A 20,919-nucleotide genomic window follows, 5' to 3' on the forward strand; every position below is an offset into this window, starting at 1 on the left:
CTCGACGCTCGACGCTCGATGCCGTCCTCCTGCCTGTTTTGGGGTACAGGAGAAGGCACACTAGCGATCGTCAAATACGTCGAGTGACGTTACGGCGTATTCGTATGACGTGAAGCGGTCGAGTGGGTTGCGGCGCTGGTCTTCGAGTGCGAATACGGTCACTTTGTGAGATTCGTCGTCAATGCGATAGTAAATCCCAAAATGTTCACAGCAAAGTATGCGGAAGTTGAAAGCGGGGCGCATTGCCTCGTAGGCCGGATCGTAGTGCTGCCTAAGTTCGGGGCTGGTGGCTAATAGAACGCTTCAGCGTCCATCACGACTAGCGCGGCTGAACCGTTTTTTGTGAGGTAGATGGGTTTTTTGTTTCCGGACACTCGCGCGTGATGCTGCTCATGTTTCTTTGAAGCTCCGGACATCTACGTTGCGTGCGATATCTCGGGTGCCGTGCAGCATGTGGCCGGCATGTCCCGGTCCGGCATCATCGTGGCAGTGAACAACGACGAGAACGCACCTATCTTCGAGGTGGCTAACTACTGCCTCGTCGGTGACGTGTTCGTGCTCCTAGTCATGGTGCTCCCGGTCGTGTCGTGTGCTCTTGCGTGGCGGGCGCTCCTGGCCTACGGATTACATCCAAGGGCAATCCGAAGGAGTGTCGGCTCTGTTGGATGACTGACGGTTCTATCCGCCAGGGAGGGCCGAACCTTTTTGAGGATTCGGCTCTCCCTGTTTCGATGCGCGAGGTGTCAGCCCTCTCTTTCCAAAAGCAGTGCGACGGTATCTCCCTTGTCGCTTGCGGGCGAGCCTGCGACGTCGCCGAATATGCCGCATACCCTGAATCCCGCCCTGCACGCTTCTTCCGCGAGGGCCACTGCGGTGAAGCAGGTGTTCCAGAGGTTGTGGGTTGCTGTGCCGTCTTCGGTTATAACGGCGTAGCGCTCCATGATCACGTTCGGCGGGTACGTGCGGCATTCCTTCAACACGCAGTGCTCGTGCGGACTCCAGAAGCCGCCGTCCGGACAGGCCTCCCACGTTCGGTTTTCCTGTGCGCTGCGATAGTGCGCAAGGGAGAACGCGTCGAGCAGCAAACGCCCTCCCGGCTTCAGGTGGCGGTGCAGATGCGCCATCGCCGTGCGACGGTCCTGTGTCGAAAGCGCGCCGTAGTCGCAGTAGATCATCACGGCTGCGTCGAAGCGACCGTTCAGCTCAAGTTCGAGGTAGTCCTGCCGCTCGTAGCGGATTTCAAGCCCCGCGCTTTGGGCCGACTTGCGCGCGTAGGCTATGGAGCGGCGGGAGAGGTCGATTCCAGCCACGTTGAATCCGGCGCGTGCCAACCGCTCGGCGTAGAGGCCGGGACCGCAGCCGACATCAAGTAGGTCGGGGAATTCGTCCGGTGGCAGAGCGGTTGCGATCCAGGCTGCGGACTTGTCCATGAAGGCATGCTTCCTGCTGGCCCCGTCGTGTGTGGGGTCGAGGTGGTTGGCGAGCATCTGCGCGGAAATATGGTCGTCATCCCAGAACGCAAGGGGGGATTTCTCGTAGAGCGCGGGGTGAACTGCTGTGGCGCGCAAGAGGTCGGGCATTGACGCGGTCATCGTAGAGTCTCCTTTTTCGGAACTGATAATGAAAGAGCCGCAGATTTTGCTCTGCGGCTCGACCCGTTCTGAAAAGGGCGCGAAGCAGAACAAAATCAAACGTCGGGAATACGTGCAGCGTCCAAGCGGTGTCGGCTGCGTTTCCTTGGTTTTGATCTTCTTCTGCTCGTTTCCAGTCGCGTCTACGCCGCTGAACCCTCGGCATCCGGCGCGCCGGAGAAACCTCCCGTCGATCGCTGTTGTTTGACGGCTATTGTACGCCTAAGAAAGAAAATTCGTGGGTGAAGATTTCCGCAACTTCCGATGCTGTGGAAGCATGCGAGCGCGTCGCAGGCAGTGCCTCTGCATACTTCCGGGCCTTACGACTGCATGCTGGCAACATGCGCACGGCTGTCGGCAAAGTTTCTCTTCGAAATCCCTTATCGCAAAACCTTTATACTGGTGCTTTCCGGACGGGGCAAACGTCCGCACGGCTTCAGCGTGCGGACGGCAAAGAGGGGGCAGCGGACATGGACCGAGCGGCAAAGGTGGAGTTCGATCGCTTCGAAGCGGCGGTAGGCGTGGTCGACGTGCACGCAGCGGGCGAGCCCTGTCGCGTTGCCGTCGGGGGCTTTCCGGAGCCGCAGGGCGACACGATGATCGAGAAGCGCCGCTGGATGGAAGAGCATGCCGACGGGTTGCGGCGCGCTCTCATGCACGAGCCTCGCGGCCACCATGACATGTTCGGTGCCTTCCTGTGCGATCCGGTCGACCCGCGCGCCCATGTTGGCGTCGTGTTCATGGACACGGGCGACTACCTGAACATGTGCGGCCACGGCACGATCGGTGTGGTGACAGTTGTCGTGGAGACGGGGATCGTTGGGGCCCACGAAGGGGAAAACGAAATCGTGCTCGATACGCCGGCCGGGCTCATCCGGGCAACAGCTCGCGTGGAACAGGGTACGGTCGCATCGGTCTCTTTCGAGAACGTTCCTTCTTTTGTGTATCGCGAAAACGTTGTGGCAGAAGTCGAAGGCCGCCAGATTTCGCTTGACATCGCCTTCGGCGGCAGTTTCTTCGCGCTCGTCGATGCCGCGGGGCTGGGCCTCGGTGAGATCGGTCCCGCAAACGCGTCCGCCTATGCGCACCTGGGGACGCTGGTGCGCGAGACGGTGAACCGCACCGTGGCTCTCAAGCATCCGACGCTCGACATAGATGCGGTCGACCTGGTGGAGTTCTACGATTGCGCCCCCGACTCCTCTGCGGGGAGCATGCGTCACCTCGTCGTGTTCGGAGCAGGATCGGTGGATCGCTCGCCCTGCGGGACGGGGCTGAGCGCCCACTTGGCAGCGCTTCGCCATCGCGGCGCCATCGCGTGCGGCGAGCCGGTGCGCTGCGAGAGCTTTATCGGCACCAGTTTCACGGGCGTGGTCGATCGCGAAACCACGGTGGGCGGCTTCGATGCCGTCATTCCCCGCATCGCCGGTCGAGCTTTCCTTACCAGTGCGGGAACGTGCCTGATCGACGCTGCCGATCCGCTCAGGTACGGTTTCTTGCCTGGATGCTGAGGGATGCTGTCGAGGCATCTACCCAGGTTGATTGCAAGATGGCTGCTTCGTTGACGGCAGGGGCGAGAGAGCTTCGGCACAAGGCGGGAAACGCGAACCTGTCTGCGGTGCGTCCGGGGAGCCAGCTCGTCGAGCGCGCCAGCGCATCCATCAGAAGCTCGACGAGCATCGTCGTGAGGAGTTGCGGGAGTTGTTGCAGTTGGGCATGGCACTCGCTCAGACTGCCATAATGCGGTCGTCTTTATTGTCTTTTCTTCCGTATGGTCATTACGAGTTCTTCTACAAATAGGATGGCAAGAAAAATGGTAGGAAGATAATCGATGAAATTTTTTGGTTGAGCATCCGGAACCGCGAAGGTAATGACAAGGCTGACTACCAGTGCGATGAAAGTTAATGCAGTGAACCATACGGAATGCCACTTTCCATCTTTCATAACTGTTCCTTTCCTTCAGTTTTGCCCAGTATAGTGCATTTGTTTGATCCAATTTTATCGCGATATCAAACGTGCGCGTTTGGGAGGTAGGTGATTCTAGCTGTCAAATTTCTATTCTGCATATTAGATGCAAAAAGTCATAAAATAGTGCATTTTTAACTTTGAATATAGCAAATGCGTGTATACTAGCGCTCGACCTTTAAGGCGGTACGGAGAGACCGACAAGGTGTGCAGCATACCTTTCCGCTTATCTGCGCCCCATGTCTTAGACGGGGGCGTTTTTGTTTGTGCTGCAGACGGAGGAAGGAACATTTTGAGCGAGATTGCGAACAAGCTGTTGGTGGGCACCTCGAAGCTCGCGCCTGAGCTGGCGGTGCTGGTGCTGGAAGATGGTGCGGTGTTCCGCGGCGTGTCCTGCGGCTCCGCAGGCGAGGTGTTCGGCGAAATATGCTTCAACACGTCGCTGGAAGGCTACCTTGAGGTGATCACCGATCCATCCTACGCCGGGCAGATCATCACCATGACCTATCCGCAGATCGGCAACTACGGCGTGAACCTAGACGACGCGCAGTCCGACGAACCCGCCTTGCGCGGTCTGGTGGTGCGCGATATGTGTGCGACGCCTTCGAGCTGGCGCAGCCAGGCCAGCCTGCCCGACTACCTGCGCGAGCGCGGCGTGGTTGCCATCGAGGGCGTGGACACGCGCGCGCTCGTGCGCCACGTGCGCGACTGCGGCGCGCAGCGTGCCGTGCTATCCACCGTCGACGTCGATGCAGCCAGCCTGCTTTCCAAGGTGCGCGCCAGCGAGTCCATCGTCGGGCAGAACCTGGCAGCTGCAGTGTCGTGCGACGCACCGCACGCGTTCGACACGCTGCCTGAAAGCCACTCGTTCGCCGTGTCCGCGCCGGCGGCTGCAACCCACCGCGTCGTCGCCTACGATTGCGGCGTGAAGCGCTCCATCCTGGAAAACCTCGTGCGCTCGGGCTGCGAGCTCACGGTGGTGCCGTGGGACACCCCGGCCGACGAGGTGCTGGCGTTGAGCCCCGACGGCGTGTTCCTGTCCAACGGCCCCGGCGACCCAGAGGCCGTCGAGGGCACGTACAGCCAGGTGGAGAAGTTGCTCGGGCGTGTGCCCGTGTTCGGCATCTGCCTGGGCCACCAGATGATCTCCAAGGCGGCGGGTGCCGGCATCGAGAAGCTGAAGTTCGGGCATCGCGGCGGCAACCACCCGGTCATGAACCTGCTCACGGGACGCGTGGAGATAACGGCGCAGAACCACGGCTTCGGCCTTTTGTTCCCGAGCCTCGGCGCGCTCGTGCCCGAGCTTTCGGGCGGCCATGCCAAGCATGAAGACGACCTGCGCTTCTGGGTGCGCGAGGGCGTGTCACCCGTCGTGGACAACGAGCGCTTCGGTCGCATTCGCCTCACGCACGTGAACCTCAACGACGGCACGGCAGAAGGCATCGCCTTCCTCGACATCCCGGCGTTCTCGGTGCAGTACCATCCGGAAGCCTCGCCCGGCCCGACCGACGCGCACTACCTGTTCACGGCCTTCGCACGCCTCATGGACAAGCGCGAAGACTACCTCGACATTGACATCGCGGCCGACCGTTTGGCGGGCTGGACGTTCGGCGAACAAGCGGCGAGGGTTGCCGGAGCCTCGCCCTGCGCCTCGATAACGGAAGGAGGCGCCCATGCCTAAGCGCGACGACATCCAAACCATCCTCGTCATCGGTTCCGGCCCCATCGTCATCGGCCAGGCGTGCGAGTTCGACTACTCGGGCGCGCAGGCTTGCAAGGTGCTGAAGACGTGCGGCTACCGCGTGGTGCTCGTGAACAGCAACCCCGCTACCATCATGACCGACCCGGGCCTGGCTGACCGCACCTACGTCGAGCCCATCACGGTCGAGTTCGTGGAGCAGGTCATCGCTCTTGAGCGCCCCGATGCGTTGCTGCCCACGCTGGGCGGGCAGACCGGCTTGAACACGGCCGTCGAGCTGGCGCGCGCCGGCATCCTCGAGAAGTACGACGTGGAAATGATCGGCTGCGACCTCGACGCTATCGAGCGCGGCGAGGACCGCAAGCTGTTCAACGACTGCATGGCGGAGCTGGGCATCGAAACGGCGCGCTCAGGCTACGCCTACTCCTTGGCCGATGCCGAGGCCATTGTGGGCGAGCTCGGGTACCCCGTAGTGCTGCGCCCCTCGTTTACCATGGGCGGCGCGGGCGGCGGTATTGCGCACAACGCGGCAGAGCTGCACGAGATCGTGGGCCAGGGCCTAGAGCTTTCCCCTGCCGGCGAGGTGCTGGTGGAAGAGAGCATCGAAGGCTGGAAAGAATACGAGATGGAGGTCATGCGCGACCACGCGGGCAACGGCATCATCGTGTGCTCCATCGAGAACTTCGACCCCATGGGCGTACACACGGGCGACTCCATCACGGTCGCGCCCGCCCAGACGCTTACCGACGTGGAGTACCAGCGCATGCGCGCGGCATCGCTGGCCATCCTTGAGAAGATCGGCGTGGAGACGGGCGGCTCCAACGTGCAGTTCTCCATCAACCCCGACAACGGCCGCATGATTGTCATCGAGATGAATCCGCGTGTGTCGCGCTCCTCGGCGCTCGCGTCGAAGGCCACCGGCTTTCCTATCGCAAAGGCCGCGGCGAAGCTGGCTGTGGGCTACACGCTTGACGAGATCGTGAACGACATCACGAAAGCCACACCTGCGTGCTTCGAGCCGTCCATCGACTACTGCGTGGTGAAGGTGCCGCGCTTCGCCTTCGAGAAGTTCAAGGGCACCGACGACACGTTGTCCACGCGCATGAAGGCCGTGGGCGAGGTCATGGGCATCGGCCGCACGTTCGAGGAATCGCTCGGCAAGGCCATGCGCTCGCTGGAGAACGGGCGCGGAGGCCTCGGTGCCGACGGCAAAGGCGAGGAAACGCACGTGGACGACGCCGCGCTCGAGGATATGGTGGCCCGCCCGACGGCGGAGCGCATCTTCTTCGTGGCCGAGGCCCTGCGCCGCGGCTGGGGCGTCGAGCGCGTCTTCGATTTGAGCCGCATTGACCCCTTCTTCCTTGCGCGCATGCACGACATGGTGCGCGTGCAGGAGAACCTGCGCGGCCTACACCTGGATGAACTTGACGCGGATGCCTTCCGCCTGCTCAAGCGCTACGGCCTCTCCGACGTGCAGATCGCGCACCTCACCGGCTCCGACGAGCTTACCGTGCGCACGTGCCGCAAACTCTTGGGCGTGCGTCCGGCGTTCAAGACCGTGGACACCTGCGCCGCCGAGTTTCCCAGCACCACGGCCTACCACTACAAGACCTATGACGCGGATGAGACCGAGGTAGCCCCCAAGACGAAGAAGCGCGCCATGATCCTGGGCGCCGGGCCGAACCGCATCGGGCAGGGTATCGAGTTCGACTACTGCTGCGTGCATGCGTCCTACGCGCTCGCCGAGGCGGGCTTCGAGACTATCATGGTGAACTGCAACCCCGAGACCGTGTCCACCGACTACGACACGTCCGACAAGCTGTACTTCGAGCCACTCACGTTCGAGGACGTCATGGACATCGTGGACGTGGAGCGCCCCGACGGCGTGGTGGTGACGCTCGGCGGCCAGACGCCGCTCAAGTTGGCGAACGCGCTGGCCGCGGCAGGCGTGCCCATCATGGGCACGTCACCTGAGTCCATCGACCTGGCCGAAGACCGCGACCGCTTCTCCGCCATCCTCGACGAGCTGGGCATAACCTATCCGGCCGCCGGCATGGCCTCCACGTTCGAAGAGGCGTGCGTCGTAGCCGACCAGATAGGCTTCCCGCTGCTGGTGCGCCCCAGCTACGTGCTGGGCGGGCGCGGCATGGGTATCGTCTACGACGGTGCCCAGCTGGAGAAGTACATGGTTGAAGCCGCCAAGATTTCGCCCGACCATCCGGTGTACCTCGATCGGTTCCTGGAGGGTGCCGTCGAGGTTGACTTGGACGCGCTCTGCGACGGCGAGGCGGTCTACGTGGGCGGCGTGCTCGAACACATCGAGATGGCCGGCATCCACTCGGGAGACTCGGCCTGCTGCACGCCGCCGTTCGCCCTGTCCGAGGCCGTGCAGGCCAACTTGCGCTCCATCGCGCGCCAGCTGGCGCTGAGACTGGGCGTGGTGGGCCTCATCAACATCCAGTTCGCCATCAAAGACCAGGTCATCTACATCATCGAGGCGAACCCGCGCGCAAGCCGCACCGTGCCGTTCGTGTCGAAGGCTACCGGCGTGCCGCTGGCGAAGCTGGCCGCGCGCGTCATGGCGGGGGAGCGTATAGCTGACCTGGGCCTGCCGCCCGACGACCGTCGCCTCGAGCACTTCAGTGTGAAGGAAGCCGTCATGCCCTTCGGCCGCTTCCCCGGTGCCGACACCGTGCTCGGACCTGAGATGAAGTCGACCGGCGAGGTTATGGGCATCGCCCGCAACTTCCCGGCCGCGTTCGCCAAGACGCAGCTGGCTATCAGCTACGCGTTGCCCGCGGGCGGCACGGTGTTCGTGAGCGTGTGCGACCGCGACAAGCGCGCCATCGTATCCATTGCCCGCGACGTCGTGCGCCTGGGCTTTCGCTTGGTGGCAACGGGCGGCACGGCGCGGGCGCTGCGTGCCGCGGGGGTGGCGTGCGAAGAGGTCAAGAAGATCCACGAGGGCACGCCGAACGTGCGTGACATGATCGCCGCGGGCGAGGTGTCCCTCATGATAAACACCCCCTTCGGCCACGCCACCCGCGCCGACGGCTACGAGCTGCGCCTCGAGGCCGTGAAACACGGCGTGACCCACGTGACGAACCTCGCCGGAGCCCAGGCCATGGTGGCCGGCATGGAAGTGGCCCGCGCAAGCGGCCTTGCGGTGGTGGCCCTGCAAGACCTGCCGCAGTGGGGGTAGGGTAGGAATCTTTTGCTGGGAGCTGCATCAAAAGTTCTTGAAGTTTCATAAAGTTACCGCAAAACGAACATCAGCGGTCATGCGGTCGTCGATGTTCGTTTTCGTGGATTGCTGTTCGGTTTCTGGGGCTTTGGATACAGCCCCTTGGCTCTCATGGGTACCGGCCTCGCTGGCGTATACGACTTTACACAAATTTTACCCGGACGACCTTCTGTTTGGCTACAAAGTTCCCTGCGAGCATCTTCGTTTGTAAAGTTTGCGCTAGACTGGCGACTCGTTGGATTTTTTTCAAAACGTACGCCAGGGGAGAAGTTGTGACCATAGAACTAGCCTCGTTCGTTGCCGAACTCGCCGCTAATCCGGTGCTGGTGGTGGTGACCTTGCTCAACATCGGCGTCATCGTGGTCAACGGTGCGACCGATGCTCCCAACGCCATCGCCACGGTCGTGTCGACGCGTGCGTTGAAGCCGAATGTAGCCATCCTTATGGCTGCTGTCTGCAACTTCCTCGGACTTCTGCTCGTATCGCTGGTCACGGTTGCCGTAGCCCAGACCATCTTCAACATGGTCGACTTCGGTGGTGATTCCCATCAGGCGTTCATTGCGCTTGCGGCTGCTATGGTCGCCATTATCGTATGGGGCGTCGTTGCGTGGTATTTCGGCATTCCCACCAGCGAGAGTCATTCCCTTATCGCGGGTCTTACCGGTGCGGCCATTGCGTTGCAAGGTGGTCTTGGTGCCGTCAACGGGAACGAGTGGATGAAAGTGGTGTACGGTATCGTGCTTTCCACGTTGCTCGGGTTCTTCCTGGGGTGGCTGAACGCGAAGATCGTCACACGCGCCTGTCGCAACATGGATCGCGGACGCACGTCAAGGACGTTTCGCTGGGCGCAGATTCTGTCGGGAGCGGGCGTGGCCTTCATGCACGGCGCCCAAGACGGACAGAAATTCATGAGTATTTTCGTACTCGCCATCGCTTTGGCCCATGGAACGGGACAAACCGATCAGATGGTGCTGCCGATCTGGCTCATGGTCCTCTCGGCTGCCTGCATGGGCCTGGGAACTGCGGTCGGCGGCAAGCGCATCATCAAAAACGTCGGTCAGAATATGGTCAAACTGGAGCCGTATCAGGGTTTCGCTTCCAGCTGCGCCACGTTTTTCTGTCTCATGCTGGCCACGTTCACCGGTCTTCCGGTGTCTACCACCCACACGAACACCACCGCTATCATGGGTGTGGGCGCTGCGAAGCGCAAAAGCGCGGTGCGGTGGGGCGTTGCGGGCGATATGGTGAAGGCGTGGATACTCACGTTCCCCGGATGCGGCCTGCTCGGCTTTGCGTTCGCCTATCTGTTCCTCTGGCTTTTCTAAACGTTCGATTGCTTCGCAACCTGCAAACTGTTAAGATATCTTTCAAGATATCTCAGGAGGTGCATTCAATGTCGTTAGCAGAAAAAATCACACCGTTGTGTGCCTGGGGAACGTCTCGTGCCGTCCGCATACCGAAAGATGTGTGCGAAAGCCTTGGGATCGACGTAGACAGGCGTCTTTTCATGAAACTCGGTCACGACGAACGAGGCTCGTTTATCATCATGCGCCCCGAGCTTGAGGCGCATCGTGTCGTTGCCAACGTGCCCTATCTTTCTATGGGCGAGCTATTCGCGGGTTATTCCGACAGCAAGCAGCCGACGGAATGCGACTGGGGAGAAGACGTGGGCGACGAGGTAGTGGAATGAATCTGGAACAGGGAGATATTGTTATCGTTGATTTTAATCCCTCAGTTGGCCACGAGCCGGCGAAGTCGCGTCCGGCGATTGTCGTGAGCGGATACGGTTTCAACTCCCGTTCAAGCCTCGTTGCGGTTGTGCCGGTAACGAGCGGGAACAACGGGTATCCGCTCCATATTCCCGTTGCCGGTGCGGAGGGTGTGCAGGGATTCGCCTGTGTTGAGAAGCTTAGAACCATCGATCTTGACCATCGAGGATGCCGATTCGCTGGGCGCGCCAACGACGAGACTATGCGAACCATTATAGGGTGCATCCGAGGTATGCTTGAGCTAAGGTAAGGTAAGAATGCAGGTGCGCCTCAAGTTTACCATCCAAGGTGATATTCCTTCATTCGCGGTGTCGCTGAAAAGCGAGATCAGCAGACGACCTCGTGCCAGAGTCGACGTGCTTGCTTGCCGGAGCATCCCATCCAGCCTGCGAGCGCATTCGCCGTTGTCGGGCCGTAGCAGTGGATGAACTTCCGCACCAATTTCTTCGCAGCGTCGGCGTCGAATTCCAGATGCAGCGCACCTAAGGCGAGTCCGATACCGTTCGTGTACGCCCAAGGCTCGTCGTCTGAAGGAACGAGCGGGGAGAGAAACGTGGCGCTTTCGTCCGCGGGAAACACGTACGGCGCACCCCGCAAACTCCATGCCTGCACAAGTGTCTTGTCCTGAGAGAGCATCCGTGTGGCATCGGACAGGTGGCATGCGGGCGCGCGATTGAACAGCGCCGCCTCCCAAGCGCCTGGCGGGGAGTTTTGCATGCCGCACGCCCCGACGAGTTCTTCTGCTTGGGCGGCGTCGTATTCCGCGTCGAGGTGGTGGGCGTGCAGCCTGAACGATCTAATCTGTTCGACGGTCGGGTCTGGCACGGTTTTCCTGCTCTCTCTATGCCGAACATGGCATGCGCCAGGGGCACCGCGGAAAGGTCTGCGGCAATGCGCAGGGTTGAGCAAAACCCATTTTACTCCAGCGATCGCGCAATAGTTGCACGCTAAGGTTGTTTGAGCATGGTGAATTTTCCACGTCCTGTGGTGTTTGGGCGTCAAACGTCTTGACGCTCTATCGGCTGCCGATGCCTTATATCGAGGTCCGATATAATGCCTATCGATACACTGTCAGACGGAGAACCCATGGATTCCATCGCCTTGACCGAGGCTGTTTTCTACATCCTCCTATCGCTTAGGAAGCCCCTGCACGGCTACGGCATCATGCAGAACGCAGAAGCGCTTAGCGGCGGTCGCGTGCGGCTGGCGGCGGGCTGGCGGGTGAGCAGGAGTACCTGCGCTTCATGGAGGATGCCGGTATTGAGCAGGTAGCTTCCCTGGGTCGTTGGATATATTTCCGCAAGCGGACAGACGGCGGCGCCTTTGAGCTGTTCTCGGATATCGACTCGCGCATAAAACATCTTTGGCGTATCTAACTCATCGCCCTGTTCGCTCTGGCTGCGGAATTTTTTGCGATGGTGGTAGGCGCTCCGAATCTCCTCAAGGGCAGTCCGGAGATGGCACTTGCATGCAGCATGCTCGGGCTCGCATACGCCGTCAAAACGCTGCCGACAGGTACCGCTTACGCAATCTGGGTGGGCATCGGTGCCACGCTTACGGTGGCTTACGGCATGTTCGTCGGCACCGAGCCGGTTTCCCTTACAAAAGTGCTGCTTATCATCGGGCCTATCGGCGTTTGATGGTTACCAAAGCGGTCGTTGGGCACCGAAAAATGGCCTGAAACGGTAAGAGGTGGGTTTTTTCTACGCGGTTTCTTCCTCGTACGAAAACTGCCAGCTGATGCCGAACTGGTCGGTCACCATGCCGTAGAGTTCGCTCCAAAACGTCTTTTGCAGTTCCATGTTCACGTGCCCGCCTTCTTTGAGCTCGTGGTACATACGGCGAATCTCGTCCTTGTCGGTGGAGATGAGGACGGGGCTGATGTTGTCGCCCACGGTGAGCTCCATGCCGCTGGGAACATCGCTGAACATGACATTCATGCCGCAAATGGCTACGCTGCAGTACATGACTTTCGCCTTATCCTCGTCGGCCACTGTGTAGGCGGGATCGGGCGGCATCTGGTCGAAGGTCATCATGCCCTCTACGTTAGCCTTAAACACGCGCGCGTAGAAGTCGACCGCATCCTTGCAGTTTCCGTTGAAGTTGATGAACAATGAGAATCCCATAGCATGCTCCTTATCTGTTGGCTCGACCCTGGAGGGAGACCGCCTGATCTCCCGGCCGAAGCGTTTCCTCAAGCTACTCCCACACCAGCTGCCACGTCACGCCGAACTTGTCGGTAACCCAGGCGCACTTTCGCAAGTCGCCCACGGGTTCGGGACCCATCATCACCATTCCCTCTGCGGACAGTCCCGCGAACAGGCCGTCGAAATCTTCCTCGTCGGAACAGGTTATGAACAGCGACGTTGACCAACTGAACGCTGGTGCCGGATAGGCTGCCTGCATGTCCATGAACAACACCCGCTCACCGCCAAGGTCGAGCGTGCCGTTTAGCACCTTGCCCTCGTCGCCGTGCGGCTCGCCCGCGCCGAAGAGCACCAACGAGACTCTCTTCGCATCGGGAAATACTGTCTCGTAGAAGTCCATAGCCTCCTCGGCGTTGCCATTGAAAGTAAGGAACGCGCTCAGGCGCTGGTCGGGTAAAAGCATGCTGTCCGCCTTTCCTCGGTGCGGCCGCCCTCGTCGAGGACGCTCTGCCGCTGGGTACCGTCGGGTTTAAAGTCCGCTTTTCCTATATTCCGGTCTCGGTGCCCGATGCGCAATGGATCCCAAGTCTCTGTAGCAGCTTCGTCAACCGACGAATGCCGCTTCGCCACGATTCGCCGACGACACGCAACGTGTCTTGCCGCCACGGGGCGCATCGGTCAGAATAGGCGGCTTCGAGAGAGAGGCGGACGCTCGTGGAACTGAACGAGAAGCTGAAAGCGCTGCGCCAAGAGCGCGGCATGACACAGGAGCAGGTTGCGGCGAAACTCTACGTGTCGCGCACGGCTGTATCGAAGTGGGAGACGGGCGGAGGCTCGCCGAACCTCGACTCGCTGCAGGCGCTGGCGCGCTTGTTCGAGGTGTCGGTGGACGAGCTGCGATAGCCATCGTTCGCGTGCGGCCGGCCGCACGCGGCGTTGCCTTCGTCGGATTTGCGGTACAAGTTGCGACGGTGGTCGTGCTCACGGCAACGATGCAGCCGTATGCTACCACGCTCATGTTCTCGCTGCTGGTGGCAAAGGCGGTGGTCGGCTACCGTATGCTGCGCTCGTAGCACCCGTTCGTCGGCGCACCTCCTACCCGATTGTCGCTCCTCGCTAAGGGTGCCATCGGCAGAGGATGCGTACCGTGTCTCCCAGGTGAGGTACCGTGGCTTGCCGCGGTGCGTTTCCGCATCGTTTCATGGAAGTTGGTACCTCGAGTCTGCGGTGCTGCATTGATCCGTGAAACGAAAGGACGTGTATGGATACAACCGTCGTTGCTGTGGTTGTGACGGATGCCGCACGCCGCCGCTGGCGACGTTACCGCGTGAAGGTCACGATGCCGCACTCGTAAGGATGGTCGAGATAGAGCACGTCGTTCCCTTTGGGTTTGAAGCGCAGCAGCTTGATCACGATAGCAAGGTCCCCGCCTCCGCCGACGATCAGGAGCAATCCTACACCCAGCCAAATGCCCGAGCCGGTGGCGATCCCCACGGCGGCGGGGAGCAATCCGAGCAGCACCGTAGGCGCCAAGGCTCCTATGACGTAGGCGTACTTCGGCAGCGGCTCGTTGCAGGTGCAGTACGGCGTGAGGTACTGCACCATAAACCCGAAGGAGACGGCGCGCCGGTGCCCTTTTGCGAACGCGCCCCACACGAGTCCATGTATCGCCTCGTGAACTACGATAAGCATGACGAACGTGGCGAGTACGGCGAAGATGCTCCCGAAGTCGAACGAGACGGAGTCTGCGGGGTGAAGCGCGAAGAACACGACGACGAGCACGGCCACGACGGGCAGAGCCAGCCCGATTGCATACAAGTTCGCCTGAACGACGCCGATGGTGAGGTCGTGTTTGCGGTAGCCCTGCTTGCCCAGGTTCTCCTCGAGCGCCTCGTAGGCCGCCTTGCGTTCCCGCTCTGCTTTGGTGAGCTTGCGCGCCTCACCTTTCTGCGTGTCGTTCAAAAGATCGTGCCCCCTGCCTCTGTTGGTTGGCAAGCGTCATCATAGCAGAGGGGCCGTGTGCGCTCGAAGGACTCTTTCTGCGAGGATGTCGCCATCGGCCTGGCCTGTACCTGCCGATCCTTGGGGCTCCTCTGCCACGCATCACCCTGCTTTTACCGGCGGCTGCTTTGCGTATTCCTTGCATTTCGCCCTGTCGGAGGCTCGGAGGACAGGCTTCGATGATACAATCTGCCGTAAGAAAACAAGGCGTTCGGCTCTTAAGAGGCGGCCGACGTATTCGTGCAGGAAGGAATCTCGTGGCCCTTGTCAACGAACGGGCGCGCATCGTGGAAAACGAGTGCGTCGGCCCGAATCTCTACGTCATGACGCTGGTATCGCCCGACATCGCTGCGCGCATCGAGCCGGGACAGTTCGTGCATATGAAGGTGCCGGGCATGGATGCGCATATCCTGCGCCGTCCGTTCTCGGTGTACGCACGCGATGCGGACGCGGGGACGTTGGAGGTGCTGTACCAGGCGGTTGGTTTCGGCAGTGCGCATATGGTGGGCCTTGAGCCGGATACAGTCGGTGCGGAGGCATCCGTCGAGCTGATCGGCCCCATCGGTCGCACGTGGCAGCCGCCAGCCGGTACGCGGCGGGCGCTGCTGGTGGGTGGCGGCGTGGGGGCGGCCCCGCTGTTCATGCTGTGCGAGCAGCTGGCCGAGGCAGGTGCGTCCGTCCACGTGGTGCTGGGTGCCCAGACCGGCGAGGCGCTCACCTGCCGTTTGCGCTACGAGGCGCTGCTTGACGCGCCGCCGCGCTGCGCTACCGATGACGGCAGTTTTGGGCGCGAGGGTTTCTGTACGTCGCTGGTGCAAGAGGCGCTTGCCGAGGCGGAAGCGGCGGGGGAGCCCTACGACTACCTGGCGGTCTGCGGTCCCGAGCCGCTCATGAAGATCGTGGCGGGCATGGCCGAGGCGGCAAACGTTCCCTGCGAGCTGTCGATGGAAAAGCGCATGGCCTGCGGCGTGGGCGCCTGCCTTTCCTGCGTGGTCGACACGGTGGACGGGAAACTGCGTGCTTGCGTTGACGGACCCGTTTTCGATGCGCGGAAGGTGGTGTGGTGATGACCTCGATCGAGCGCCATCAACCTGTGGGGCCTTCGCCCCGCCAGCCTCGCCCCACTTCGGTGGACATGGCGGTCAACCTCGGCGGGTTGGATATGAAGAACCCGGTCACGGTGGCTTCAGGGACGTTTGCGGCGGGACGCGAGTACCACGATTTCGTTGACGTGGCGACGCTTGGCGCGGTTACCACCAAGGGAGTGTCGCTCAATGGCTGGGAGGGCAATGCGAGTCCTCGCATTGCCGAGACGCCGTGCGGGATGCTGAACTCCATCGGGTTGCAGAACCCGGGGGTCGCCCACCTGAAGGAGCACGACCTGCCTTGGTTGGCCGAGCGTGGGGCTGCGGTCATCGTGAACGTGTCGGGGCATAGCTTCGACGAGTACGTGGCGGTCATCGAGGCGCTTGAGGATGCGCCGATCCATGCCTACGAGGTGAACATCTCGTGTCCGAACGTGGATGCGGGCGGCCTGACCATCGGCACCAGCAGCAGCAGCGTGGAGGCCGTTGTGTCGCGCTGCCGTGCAGCCACCAAGCGGCCGCTTATCGTGAAGCTCACCCCAAACGTTACCGACATTACGGAGATCGCCCGTGCGGCCGAAGCGGCCGGTGCCGATGCGCTCTCGCTTATCAACACGCTGCTGGGCATGGCCATCGACGCGAAACACCGTCGTCCCCAGCTTGCGCGCGTCGTGGGTGGCTTGTCCGGCCCGGCGGTGAAGCCGGTGGCGCTGCGCATGGTGTGGGAGTGCCACAAGGCCGTAAAGATTCCGCTGCTGGGCATGGGCGGTATATCCACCGGCATCGACGCCGTCGAGTTCATGCTGGCAGGCGCTACGGCGGTGGCCGCTGGTACGGTGAATTTCGCCAATCCGTGCGCCACGGTTGAAATCATCGAGGGAATAGCGCAGTATTGCGAAGAAGAGGGCGTCAAAGACGTCAAGGAACTGATAGGAGCGCTTGAATGCTAAGCTCGTTCGAGAACATACCCGCGCGCGACCGGGTTATCGTCGCGCTCGACTGCGGTATCGAGGAGGCGTTCGATCTCGCTGATGCGCTGCAGGGCAAGGCCACGTGGATGAAAGTGGGCATGACGCTGTTCTACGCGAACGGCCCGGCTATCGTCTATGCGCTGAAGGAGCGCGGTTTCAAGGTGTTCCTCGATCTCAAGTTTCATGATATCCCGCACCAGGTAGAGGGTGCGGCCTATGCGGCGGCGGGCAGCGGTGCCGACATGCTTACCATGCACACCGTGGGCGGTGTCGACATGATGCAGGCGGCCCAGAAAGGTGCCGAGCGCGCCGCTGCTGAATACGGCCATGATGTGTCTGCCACCTTGGGCATCACCGTGCTTACCAGCATGAACGATGCAGCGCTTGCCGAAACGGGAGTGTCCCGCGCCATGTCGGACCAAGTGGTCGTGCTGGCCGAACAGGCCAAGCGTGCCGGTATCTCGGGCGTGGTGGCCTCGCCGCGCGAGGCGGCCCGTCTGCGCGAGATACTGGGGCCCGATGCCTACATCGTCACACCCGGCGTGCGGCTGGCAGGTGCCGACAAGGGCGACCAAAGCCGCGTGGCTACGCCGGCCGAAGCGTTTGCTGCCGGTGCGTCCCATATCGTCGTCGGCCGCCCCATCACGTTGGCCGACGATCCTGCTGTGGCATTCGACGCGATCGTAGCGGAACTGTAGTTTCCAGTTTCCACGTTTCGCCTGTACGGCCTCGTATGGTGTGTTTGTTTGACGATTGTGCGACGAAACGCGGAAAACGGGGCGACCTGCTCTTACAATGTGTGACATCGCGCTGAAATTTTTAGGAATTACGGCGATTGACAAGGCAAGACGACCTATTGCGTGATAGTATCACGGAATCGTTTTGGAAAAGAAGGAGAGAACACGATGGCTATTCCTCAACTCAGCCCGGAAGAACGTCAGGCGGCCCTGGAGAAGGCTAAGGCAGCTCGCATCAAGCGTGCCGAGGTCCGTGACGAGCTGAAGTCCGGCAAGCTTACTTTGGCGAAGGTTCTCGAGATGAAGAACGATCCCATCGTGGGCCGCATGAAGGTGTCCACGCTCATCGAGACCATGCCCGGCTATGGCAAGGCCAAGGCTGAGAAGATCATGAAAGAATTGCAGATCGCCGAGAGCCGCCGCCTGCGCGGTCTGGGCGAGCGTCAGCAGTCTGCACTTCTGGAGCGTTTGGGCTAACCGGCCGTATGAGACACGGCAATCTGTTTGTCATTTCGGGGCCATCAGGTGCTGGCAAAGGCACGCTGGTGGCCCGTTTGTTGCAAGAGGTGCCCGATGCCTGGGTGTCTCGTTCGGTGACGACGCGCGCTCCCCGCGGAGGCGAAGTCGATGGCGTGCACTACCAGTTCGCCTCGGATGAGGAATTTCAGAATCTGGTTGATCACGAGGGGCTGCTTGAGTGGGCGACGTATGCGGGCAACCGCTACGGAACTCCGCGTGCCACGGTCGAGGAGCATATGGCCCATGGCGAGCAGGTCGTCCTTGAAATCGACGTGCAAGGTGCCTTCCAAGTGCGCGACAAGATGCCGGCTGCGCATCTTGTGTTCGTCGAGCCGCCGTCGCTTGAAGTGCTCGAGGAGCGTCTGCGAGGACGAGGTACCGAGACCGACGAGGTAATTGCGAAGCGCATGGATGCGGCCGCAGTGGAGCTTTCGCATAAAATGGAGTATGATATGCGGTTGGTGAACGACAACCTTGACGAGGCGACTGCTGAGTTAGTGCGCTACGTCAACGAACAAGCCGAGGAAGCACGAGGTTAAATATCCCATGAGCATCATCGAACCTAAGATCGACGTCCTGCTGAACAGGACCGACAACGATCGTTTCCTGTTGTGTGCGCTCGCATCGAAGCGCGCCCATGACATCAACGATATGATGCGCGGCCAGCGTGACCGCGCCATCCAGCTGCAGACGGCCGTTGAGATCGCCCGCGCTGCCGACAAGAAGCCGCTCTCGCTCGCGTTCAACGAGGTTGCCCGCGGCGAAGTGTCCTTCGACCCTACTTCCATCGATATCAAGAACCACTAGGGTTTGGGTTCCGGCAGCCTTACGGTCGTCGGAACCGCCCGCTACTGCGAAGCCCCGAGGTGTTCGGATTTGCCATTCTTGCGCTTTCCTCCGTACCGAAGCACGCTTCTCCGAAAGGACTCGTGCTTCGCGTGACGTGGCAGGCGCAAAACGGCAGCTTCCGTACCTCGGGGCTTCTCGTTGACCTACTACGCAACCTATGAGCCCTGTGCGCTTCGCGCGAAGCGCGTGCTCACGAAGGATTCCCATGATTGAGTTCCAGCGCATCATCCTTGCCCATTACCACGAGATCGGCCTGAAGGGACACAACCGCTCGGTGTTCGAGACGCGGTTGCTGAAGAACCTCGAGGCGCTGCTTACCGGCTTCCCGGTGGTGACGATCCATCGTATATCGGGACGTATCTGCGTGTTTCTGCGTGAGGGAACCGACTGGGACACGGCGGTCGCGGCGTCCGAGGTAATCGGACGCGTACCGGGCGTGGCGCGGGTGTCGTGCGGATTCAAGTGCGAGCGCGACTTGGACGAGATGATCCAGACGGCCCTCGCGGCGCTCTCCGAGGCGGGAGATTTCTCTACGTTCAAAGTGGCCGCGCGGCGCAACCACACCGACTTCGCCACGAACTCAATGGAGATGAACCAGATCATCGGCGGTGCGCTTTCGGAGGCTTGCCCTGACAAAGGGGTGCGCATGAAGAACCCCGACGTCACGGTGGGCGTCGAAGTGGTGCAAAACGCCTCGTATGTCTATGCGCGTTCCGTGCCGGGTGTGGGCGGCTTGCCGGTGGGCAGCTCGGGCAAGGTGGTCTGCCTGCTCTCCTCAGGTATCGATTCGCCGGTGGCCACGTGGAAGATGGCACGGCGCGGGGCCGTGTGCATCGGTGTGCATTTTTCGGGCCGTCCGCAAACCTCCGATGCGAGCGAGTACCTCGTAGACGACATTGCCCGCGTGCTTGAGCGCACGGGATGCATCGCACGCGTGTATACCGTGCCGTTCGGCGATTACCAGCGCGAGATCGCGCTCACGGTGCCGCCCGAGTTGCGCGTGATCATGTACCGTCGTCTCATGTTCAAGGTGGCCGAGGCACTGGCCCGTATCGAACATGCCGGTGCGCTGGTAACGGGCGAGAGCCTCGGACAGGTGGCCTCGCAGACGCTCGATAACATCCGTGCGACAGACCAGGCCGTGGATTGCCCCGTGTTCCGTCCGCTCATCGGCACGGACAAGCTGGAGATCATCGGCGAGGCGCAGCGAGCGGGCACTTTCGAGATCTCGTCGCAGGATGCGCCTGATTGCTGCACGCTGTTCATGCCTCGCAGCCCTGAGACGCATGCCAAGCTTCCGGTGGTTCTGGAGGCCGAGAGCGCCCTTCCCCTGGAGAAGTGGATCGACGAGATCATCGACAACGTCGAAGTACGCGACTATGCATGCTCGGCCTACAAGCCGAAGAAGCTTCGCCGCCGACGCGATGCGGAGATTCCTGCCCAATAGCGCCTTTCGCTACGAGATATACAACTGCATAGATTTATATCTACCGCTTGCTGGTGATTGCTTGAGGACGCCTATTCGATAGCGAACAGGCGTCCTCTTCTATTGAGCAATCATTGCTGTTTGTTTGGATCATTTTGTTGCGCACAGGCAGTTGATGTGCTGTTCGGTTTTACTCGAGCCGCTCCGCCGTCGTGAAGCGATTCGGGTTCTGGGAGGAATGCTTGTCCTCAGGCGGTCTTGCCAATCGAGGGCAAGGGGGGTTGTTGCGGGTTTTGCTGGGATGCTGTCTAGTTTCTGCTTGGGTGACGGTTGCGTTCTGACGGCGGTTTTGCCGCAAACCTGATAGATCCATGCGGTTTTCCAACGGCTTTTTTACGGTGGATCGGCAAGGTTGCGGCGCTATGATCGGCTTATCGGATGCAGGAAGAAGCTATCAGGCGGGAGGCAGCTATGTCGTTTCAGAGAAGCGCGGAATCATGGCGTGCGAAGCTGCACCTGTCGAAAACGCGCACTCCGGTGCTGATGGGCGTGACGGCACTGGCGGTAGTGGTGCTGGTAGTGGCAGGGAAAATGCTGTTAGATGCGGCTTCTTCGGATGGGTTTGCCCTTGAAGGCCCCGTGGCTGAATCGTCGAGCAAGGGGACTGGGGAGCTTGCCGGGGAAGAGGTGTCCGAAGTACGGATGTTGCGGGTGCATGTGGGAGGCGCGGTGGCAGTGTCGGGGGTGTACGAGGTTTCTGAGGGCTCGCGCGTGCTCGACGTGGTCGAGGCTGCCGGCGGGTTTGCAGAAGGAGCCGCCTGCGATTCCCTCAATCTAGCACGTGAGGTGGCCGACGGCGAGCAGGTGCTTGTTCCCAGC

General features: G+C 61.1%; 26 protein-coding genes. 20 read left to right on the forward strand and 6 right to left on the reverse strand.

Going from position 1 to position 20,919, the window contains the following annotated elements; all coding sequences use genetic code 11:
• Window positions 1–462 precede the first annotated feature (462 nt).
• The gene (locus RR842_RS03665) at window positions 463–669 is read left to right on the forward strand and encodes a hypothetical protein (RefSeq protein WP_332728999.1); all 207 of its coding nucleotides are present in this window, start codon (window positions 463–465) and stop codon (window positions 667–669) included.
• Window positions 670–743: 74 nt separating this feature from the next.
• Here the strand turns inward: RR842_RS03665 and RR842_RS03670 are convergent, their stop codons facing one another.
• Window positions 744–1,592, reverse strand: coding sequence for a class I SAM-dependent methyltransferase (locus RR842_RS03670; RefSeq protein WP_332729000.1), 849 nt, complete (start codon window positions 1,590–1,592; stop codon window positions 744–746).
• 28 nt (window positions 1,593–1,620) lie between these two features.
• Here RR842_RS03670 and RR842_RS03675 point away from each other — a divergent pair, with 28 nt between their 5' ends.
• Entirely contained in the window at window positions 1,621–1,839 is a 219-nt protein-coding gene (locus tag RR842_RS03675) for a hypothetical protein (protein ID WP_332514364.1), read from the forward strand.
• Between the two features lie 262 nt (window positions 1,840–2,101).
• Entirely contained in the window at window positions 2,102–3,139 is a 1,038-nt protein-coding gene (locus RR842_RS03680) for a proline racemase family protein (RefSeq protein WP_332729001.1), read from the forward strand.
• Window positions 3,140–3,380: 241 nt separating this feature from the next.
• Here the strand turns inward: RR842_RS03680 and RR842_RS03685 are convergent, their stop codons facing one another.
• Window positions 3,381–3,572: a hypothetical protein gene (locus RR842_RS03685; RefSeq protein ID WP_332514366.1), complete on the reverse strand. Its 192-nt coding sequence runs from the start codon at window positions 3,570–3,572 to the stop codon at window positions 3,381–3,383.
• A 313-nt stretch (window positions 3,573–3,885) separates the two neighbouring features.
• Between RR842_RS03685 and carA the strand changes: the two genes are divergently transcribed.
• The 5 genes from carA to RR842_RS03710 all read left to right on the forward strand — a co-directional run bounded on the left by carA (window position 3,886) and on the right by RR842_RS03710 (window position 10,555).
• Window positions 3,886–5,274 (forward strand): glutamine-hydrolyzing carbamoyl-phosphate synthase small subunit, encoded by a 1,389-nt coding sequence (gene carA / locus RR842_RS03690; RefSeq protein WP_332729002.1) that lies wholly within the window; start codon window positions 3,886–3,888, stop codon window positions 5,272–5,274.
• A complete protein-coding gene (gene carB / locus RR842_RS03695) occupies window positions 5,267–8,494 on the forward strand; it encodes a carbamoyl-phosphate synthase large subunit (protein ID WP_332574732.1) in 3,228 nt (1,075 codons plus the stop codon). Before carA ends, carB begins: the two co-directional genes overlap by 8 nt.
• 314 nt (window positions 8,495–8,808) lie before the next feature.
• Window positions 8,809–9,861: an inorganic phosphate transporter gene (locus RR842_RS03700; RefSeq protein ID WP_332518649.1), complete on the forward strand. Its 1,053-nt coding sequence runs from the start codon at window positions 8,809–8,811 to the stop codon at window positions 9,859–9,861.
• Between the two features lie 182 nt (window positions 9,862–10,043).
• Entirely contained in the window at window positions 10,044–10,226 is a 183-nt protein-coding gene (locus RR842_RS03705; protein WP_332729004.1) for a hypothetical protein, read from the forward strand.
• A complete protein-coding gene (locus tag RR842_RS03710; RefSeq protein ID WP_332729005.1) occupies window positions 10,223–10,555 on the forward strand; it encodes a type II toxin-antitoxin system PemK/MazF family toxin in 333 nt (110 codons plus the stop codon). The genes RR842_RS03705 and RR842_RS03710 overlap by 4 nt, the downstream gene beginning before the upstream one ends.
• 77 nt (window positions 10,556–10,632) lie before the next feature.
• On the opposite strand, the gene RR842_RS03715 is transcribed toward RR842_RS03710, so the two are convergent.
• Entirely contained in the window at window positions 10,633–11,130 is a 498-nt protein-coding gene (locus RR842_RS03715; RefSeq protein WP_332729006.1) for a crosslink repair DNA glycosylase YcaQ family protein, read from the reverse strand.
• Window positions 11,131–11,391: 261 nt separating this feature from the next.
• Here RR842_RS03715 and RR842_RS03720 point away from each other — a divergent pair, with 261 nt between their 5' ends.
• The gene (locus RR842_RS03720; RefSeq protein WP_332521746.1) at window positions 11,392–11,577 is read left to right on the forward strand and encodes a hypothetical protein; all 186 of its coding nucleotides are present in this window, start codon (window positions 11,392–11,394) and stop codon (window positions 11,575–11,577) included.
• Between the two features lie 185 nt (window positions 11,578–11,762).
• Window positions 11,763–11,945 (forward strand): SMR family transporter, encoded by a 183-nt coding sequence (locus tag RR842_RS03725; protein WP_332518644.1) that lies wholly within the window; start codon window positions 11,763–11,765, stop codon window positions 11,943–11,945.
• Between the two features lie 63 nt (window positions 11,946–12,008).
• Here the strand turns inward: RR842_RS03725 and RR842_RS03730 are convergent, their stop codons facing one another.
• Window positions 12,009–12,431: a VOC family protein gene (locus RR842_RS03730; RefSeq protein WP_332518643.1), complete on the reverse strand. Its 423-nt coding sequence runs from the start codon at window positions 12,429–12,431 to the stop codon at window positions 12,009–12,011.
• A 73-nt stretch (window positions 12,432–12,504) separates the two neighbouring features.
• Window positions 12,505–12,915, reverse strand: coding sequence for a VOC family protein (locus tag RR842_RS03735; protein WP_332729007.1), 411 nt, complete (start codon window positions 12,913–12,915; stop codon window positions 12,505–12,507).
• Window positions 12,916–13,166: 251 nt separating this feature from the next.
• Between RR842_RS03735 and RR842_RS03740 the strand changes: the two genes are divergently transcribed.
• Together RR842_RS03740 and RR842_RS03745 are read left to right on the forward strand one after the other, a co-directional pair.
• On the forward strand, window positions 13,167–13,355 hold the full coding sequence (locus RR842_RS03740; protein ID WP_332574794.1) for a helix-turn-helix transcriptional regulator: 189 nt from the start codon (window positions 13,167–13,169) through the stop codon (window positions 13,353–13,355).
• Between the two features lie 11 nt (window positions 13,356–13,366).
• Window positions 13,367–13,525 carry a hypothetical protein gene (locus tag RR842_RS03745; protein WP_332729008.1) on the forward strand — a complete coding sequence of 53 codons (159 nt, stop codon included), beginning with the start codon at window positions 13,367–13,369 and terminating at the stop codon, window positions 13,523–13,525.
• A 247-nt stretch (window positions 13,526–13,772) separates the two neighbouring features.
• Here RR842_RS03745 and RR842_RS03750 read toward each other — a convergent pair whose 3' ends face one another.
• Entirely contained in the window at window positions 13,773–14,414 is a 642-nt protein-coding gene (locus RR842_RS03750; protein ID WP_332729009.1) for a DUF3267 domain-containing protein, read from the reverse strand.
• Window positions 14,415–14,710: 296 nt separating this feature from the next.
• Between RR842_RS03750 and RR842_RS03755 the strand changes: the two genes are divergently transcribed.
• The 8 genes from RR842_RS03755 to RR842_RS03790 all read left to right on the forward strand — a co-directional run.
• The gene (locus tag RR842_RS03755) at window positions 14,711–15,520 is read left to right on the forward strand and encodes a dihydroorotate dehydrogenase electron transfer subunit (protein WP_332729010.1); all 810 of its coding nucleotides are present in this window, start codon (window positions 14,711–14,713) and stop codon (window positions 15,518–15,520) included.
• A 68-nt stretch (window positions 15,521–15,588) separates the two neighbouring features.
• On the forward strand, window positions 15,589–16,488 hold the full coding sequence (locus tag RR842_RS03760) for a dihydroorotate dehydrogenase (RefSeq protein WP_336821700.1): 900 nt from the start codon (window positions 15,589–15,591) through the stop codon (window positions 16,486–16,488).
• Window positions 16,482–17,207, forward strand: coding sequence for an orotidine-5'-phosphate decarboxylase (gene pyrF, locus RR842_RS03765; protein WP_332512738.1), 726 nt, complete (start codon window positions 16,482–16,484; stop codon window positions 17,205–17,207). Before RR842_RS03760 ends, pyrF begins: the two co-directional genes overlap by 7 nt.
• Before the next feature lie 207 nt (window positions 17,208–17,414).
• Window positions 17,415–17,723, forward strand: a complete 309-nt coding sequence (gene mihF / locus RR842_RS03770; RefSeq protein WP_332512739.1) for an integration host factor, actinobacterial type — start codon at window positions 17,415–17,417, stop codon at window positions 17,721–17,723.
• Between the two features lie 8 nt (window positions 17,724–17,731).
• Complete coding sequence (gmk, locus tag RR842_RS03775) at window positions 17,732–18,304, forward strand: guanylate kinase (protein WP_332512740.1); 573 nt, start codon at window positions 17,732–17,734, stop codon at window positions 18,302–18,304.
• A gap of 7 nt (window positions 18,305–18,311) precedes the next feature.
• Entirely contained in the window at window positions 18,312–18,572 is a 261-nt protein-coding gene (locus tag RR842_RS03780; protein WP_332512741.1) for a DNA-directed RNA polymerase subunit omega, read from the forward strand.
• A 247-nt stretch (window positions 18,573–18,819) separates the two neighbouring features.
• Window positions 18,820–20,061 (forward strand): tRNA uracil 4-sulfurtransferase ThiI, encoded by a 1,242-nt coding sequence (thiI, locus tag RR842_RS03785; protein WP_332729011.1) that lies wholly within the window; start codon window positions 18,820–18,822, stop codon window positions 20,059–20,061.
• A 450-nt stretch (window positions 20,062–20,511) separates the two neighbouring features.
• Window positions 20,512–20,919: SLBB domain-containing protein (locus RR842_RS03790; protein WP_332729012.1), on the forward strand; the 408-nt coding region annotated here is incomplete at its 3' end.

Source organism: Gordonibacter sp. (assembly GCF_036667095.1).
Lineage (GTDB): Bacteria > Actinomycetota > Coriobacteriia > Coriobacteriales > Eggerthellaceae > Gordonibacter.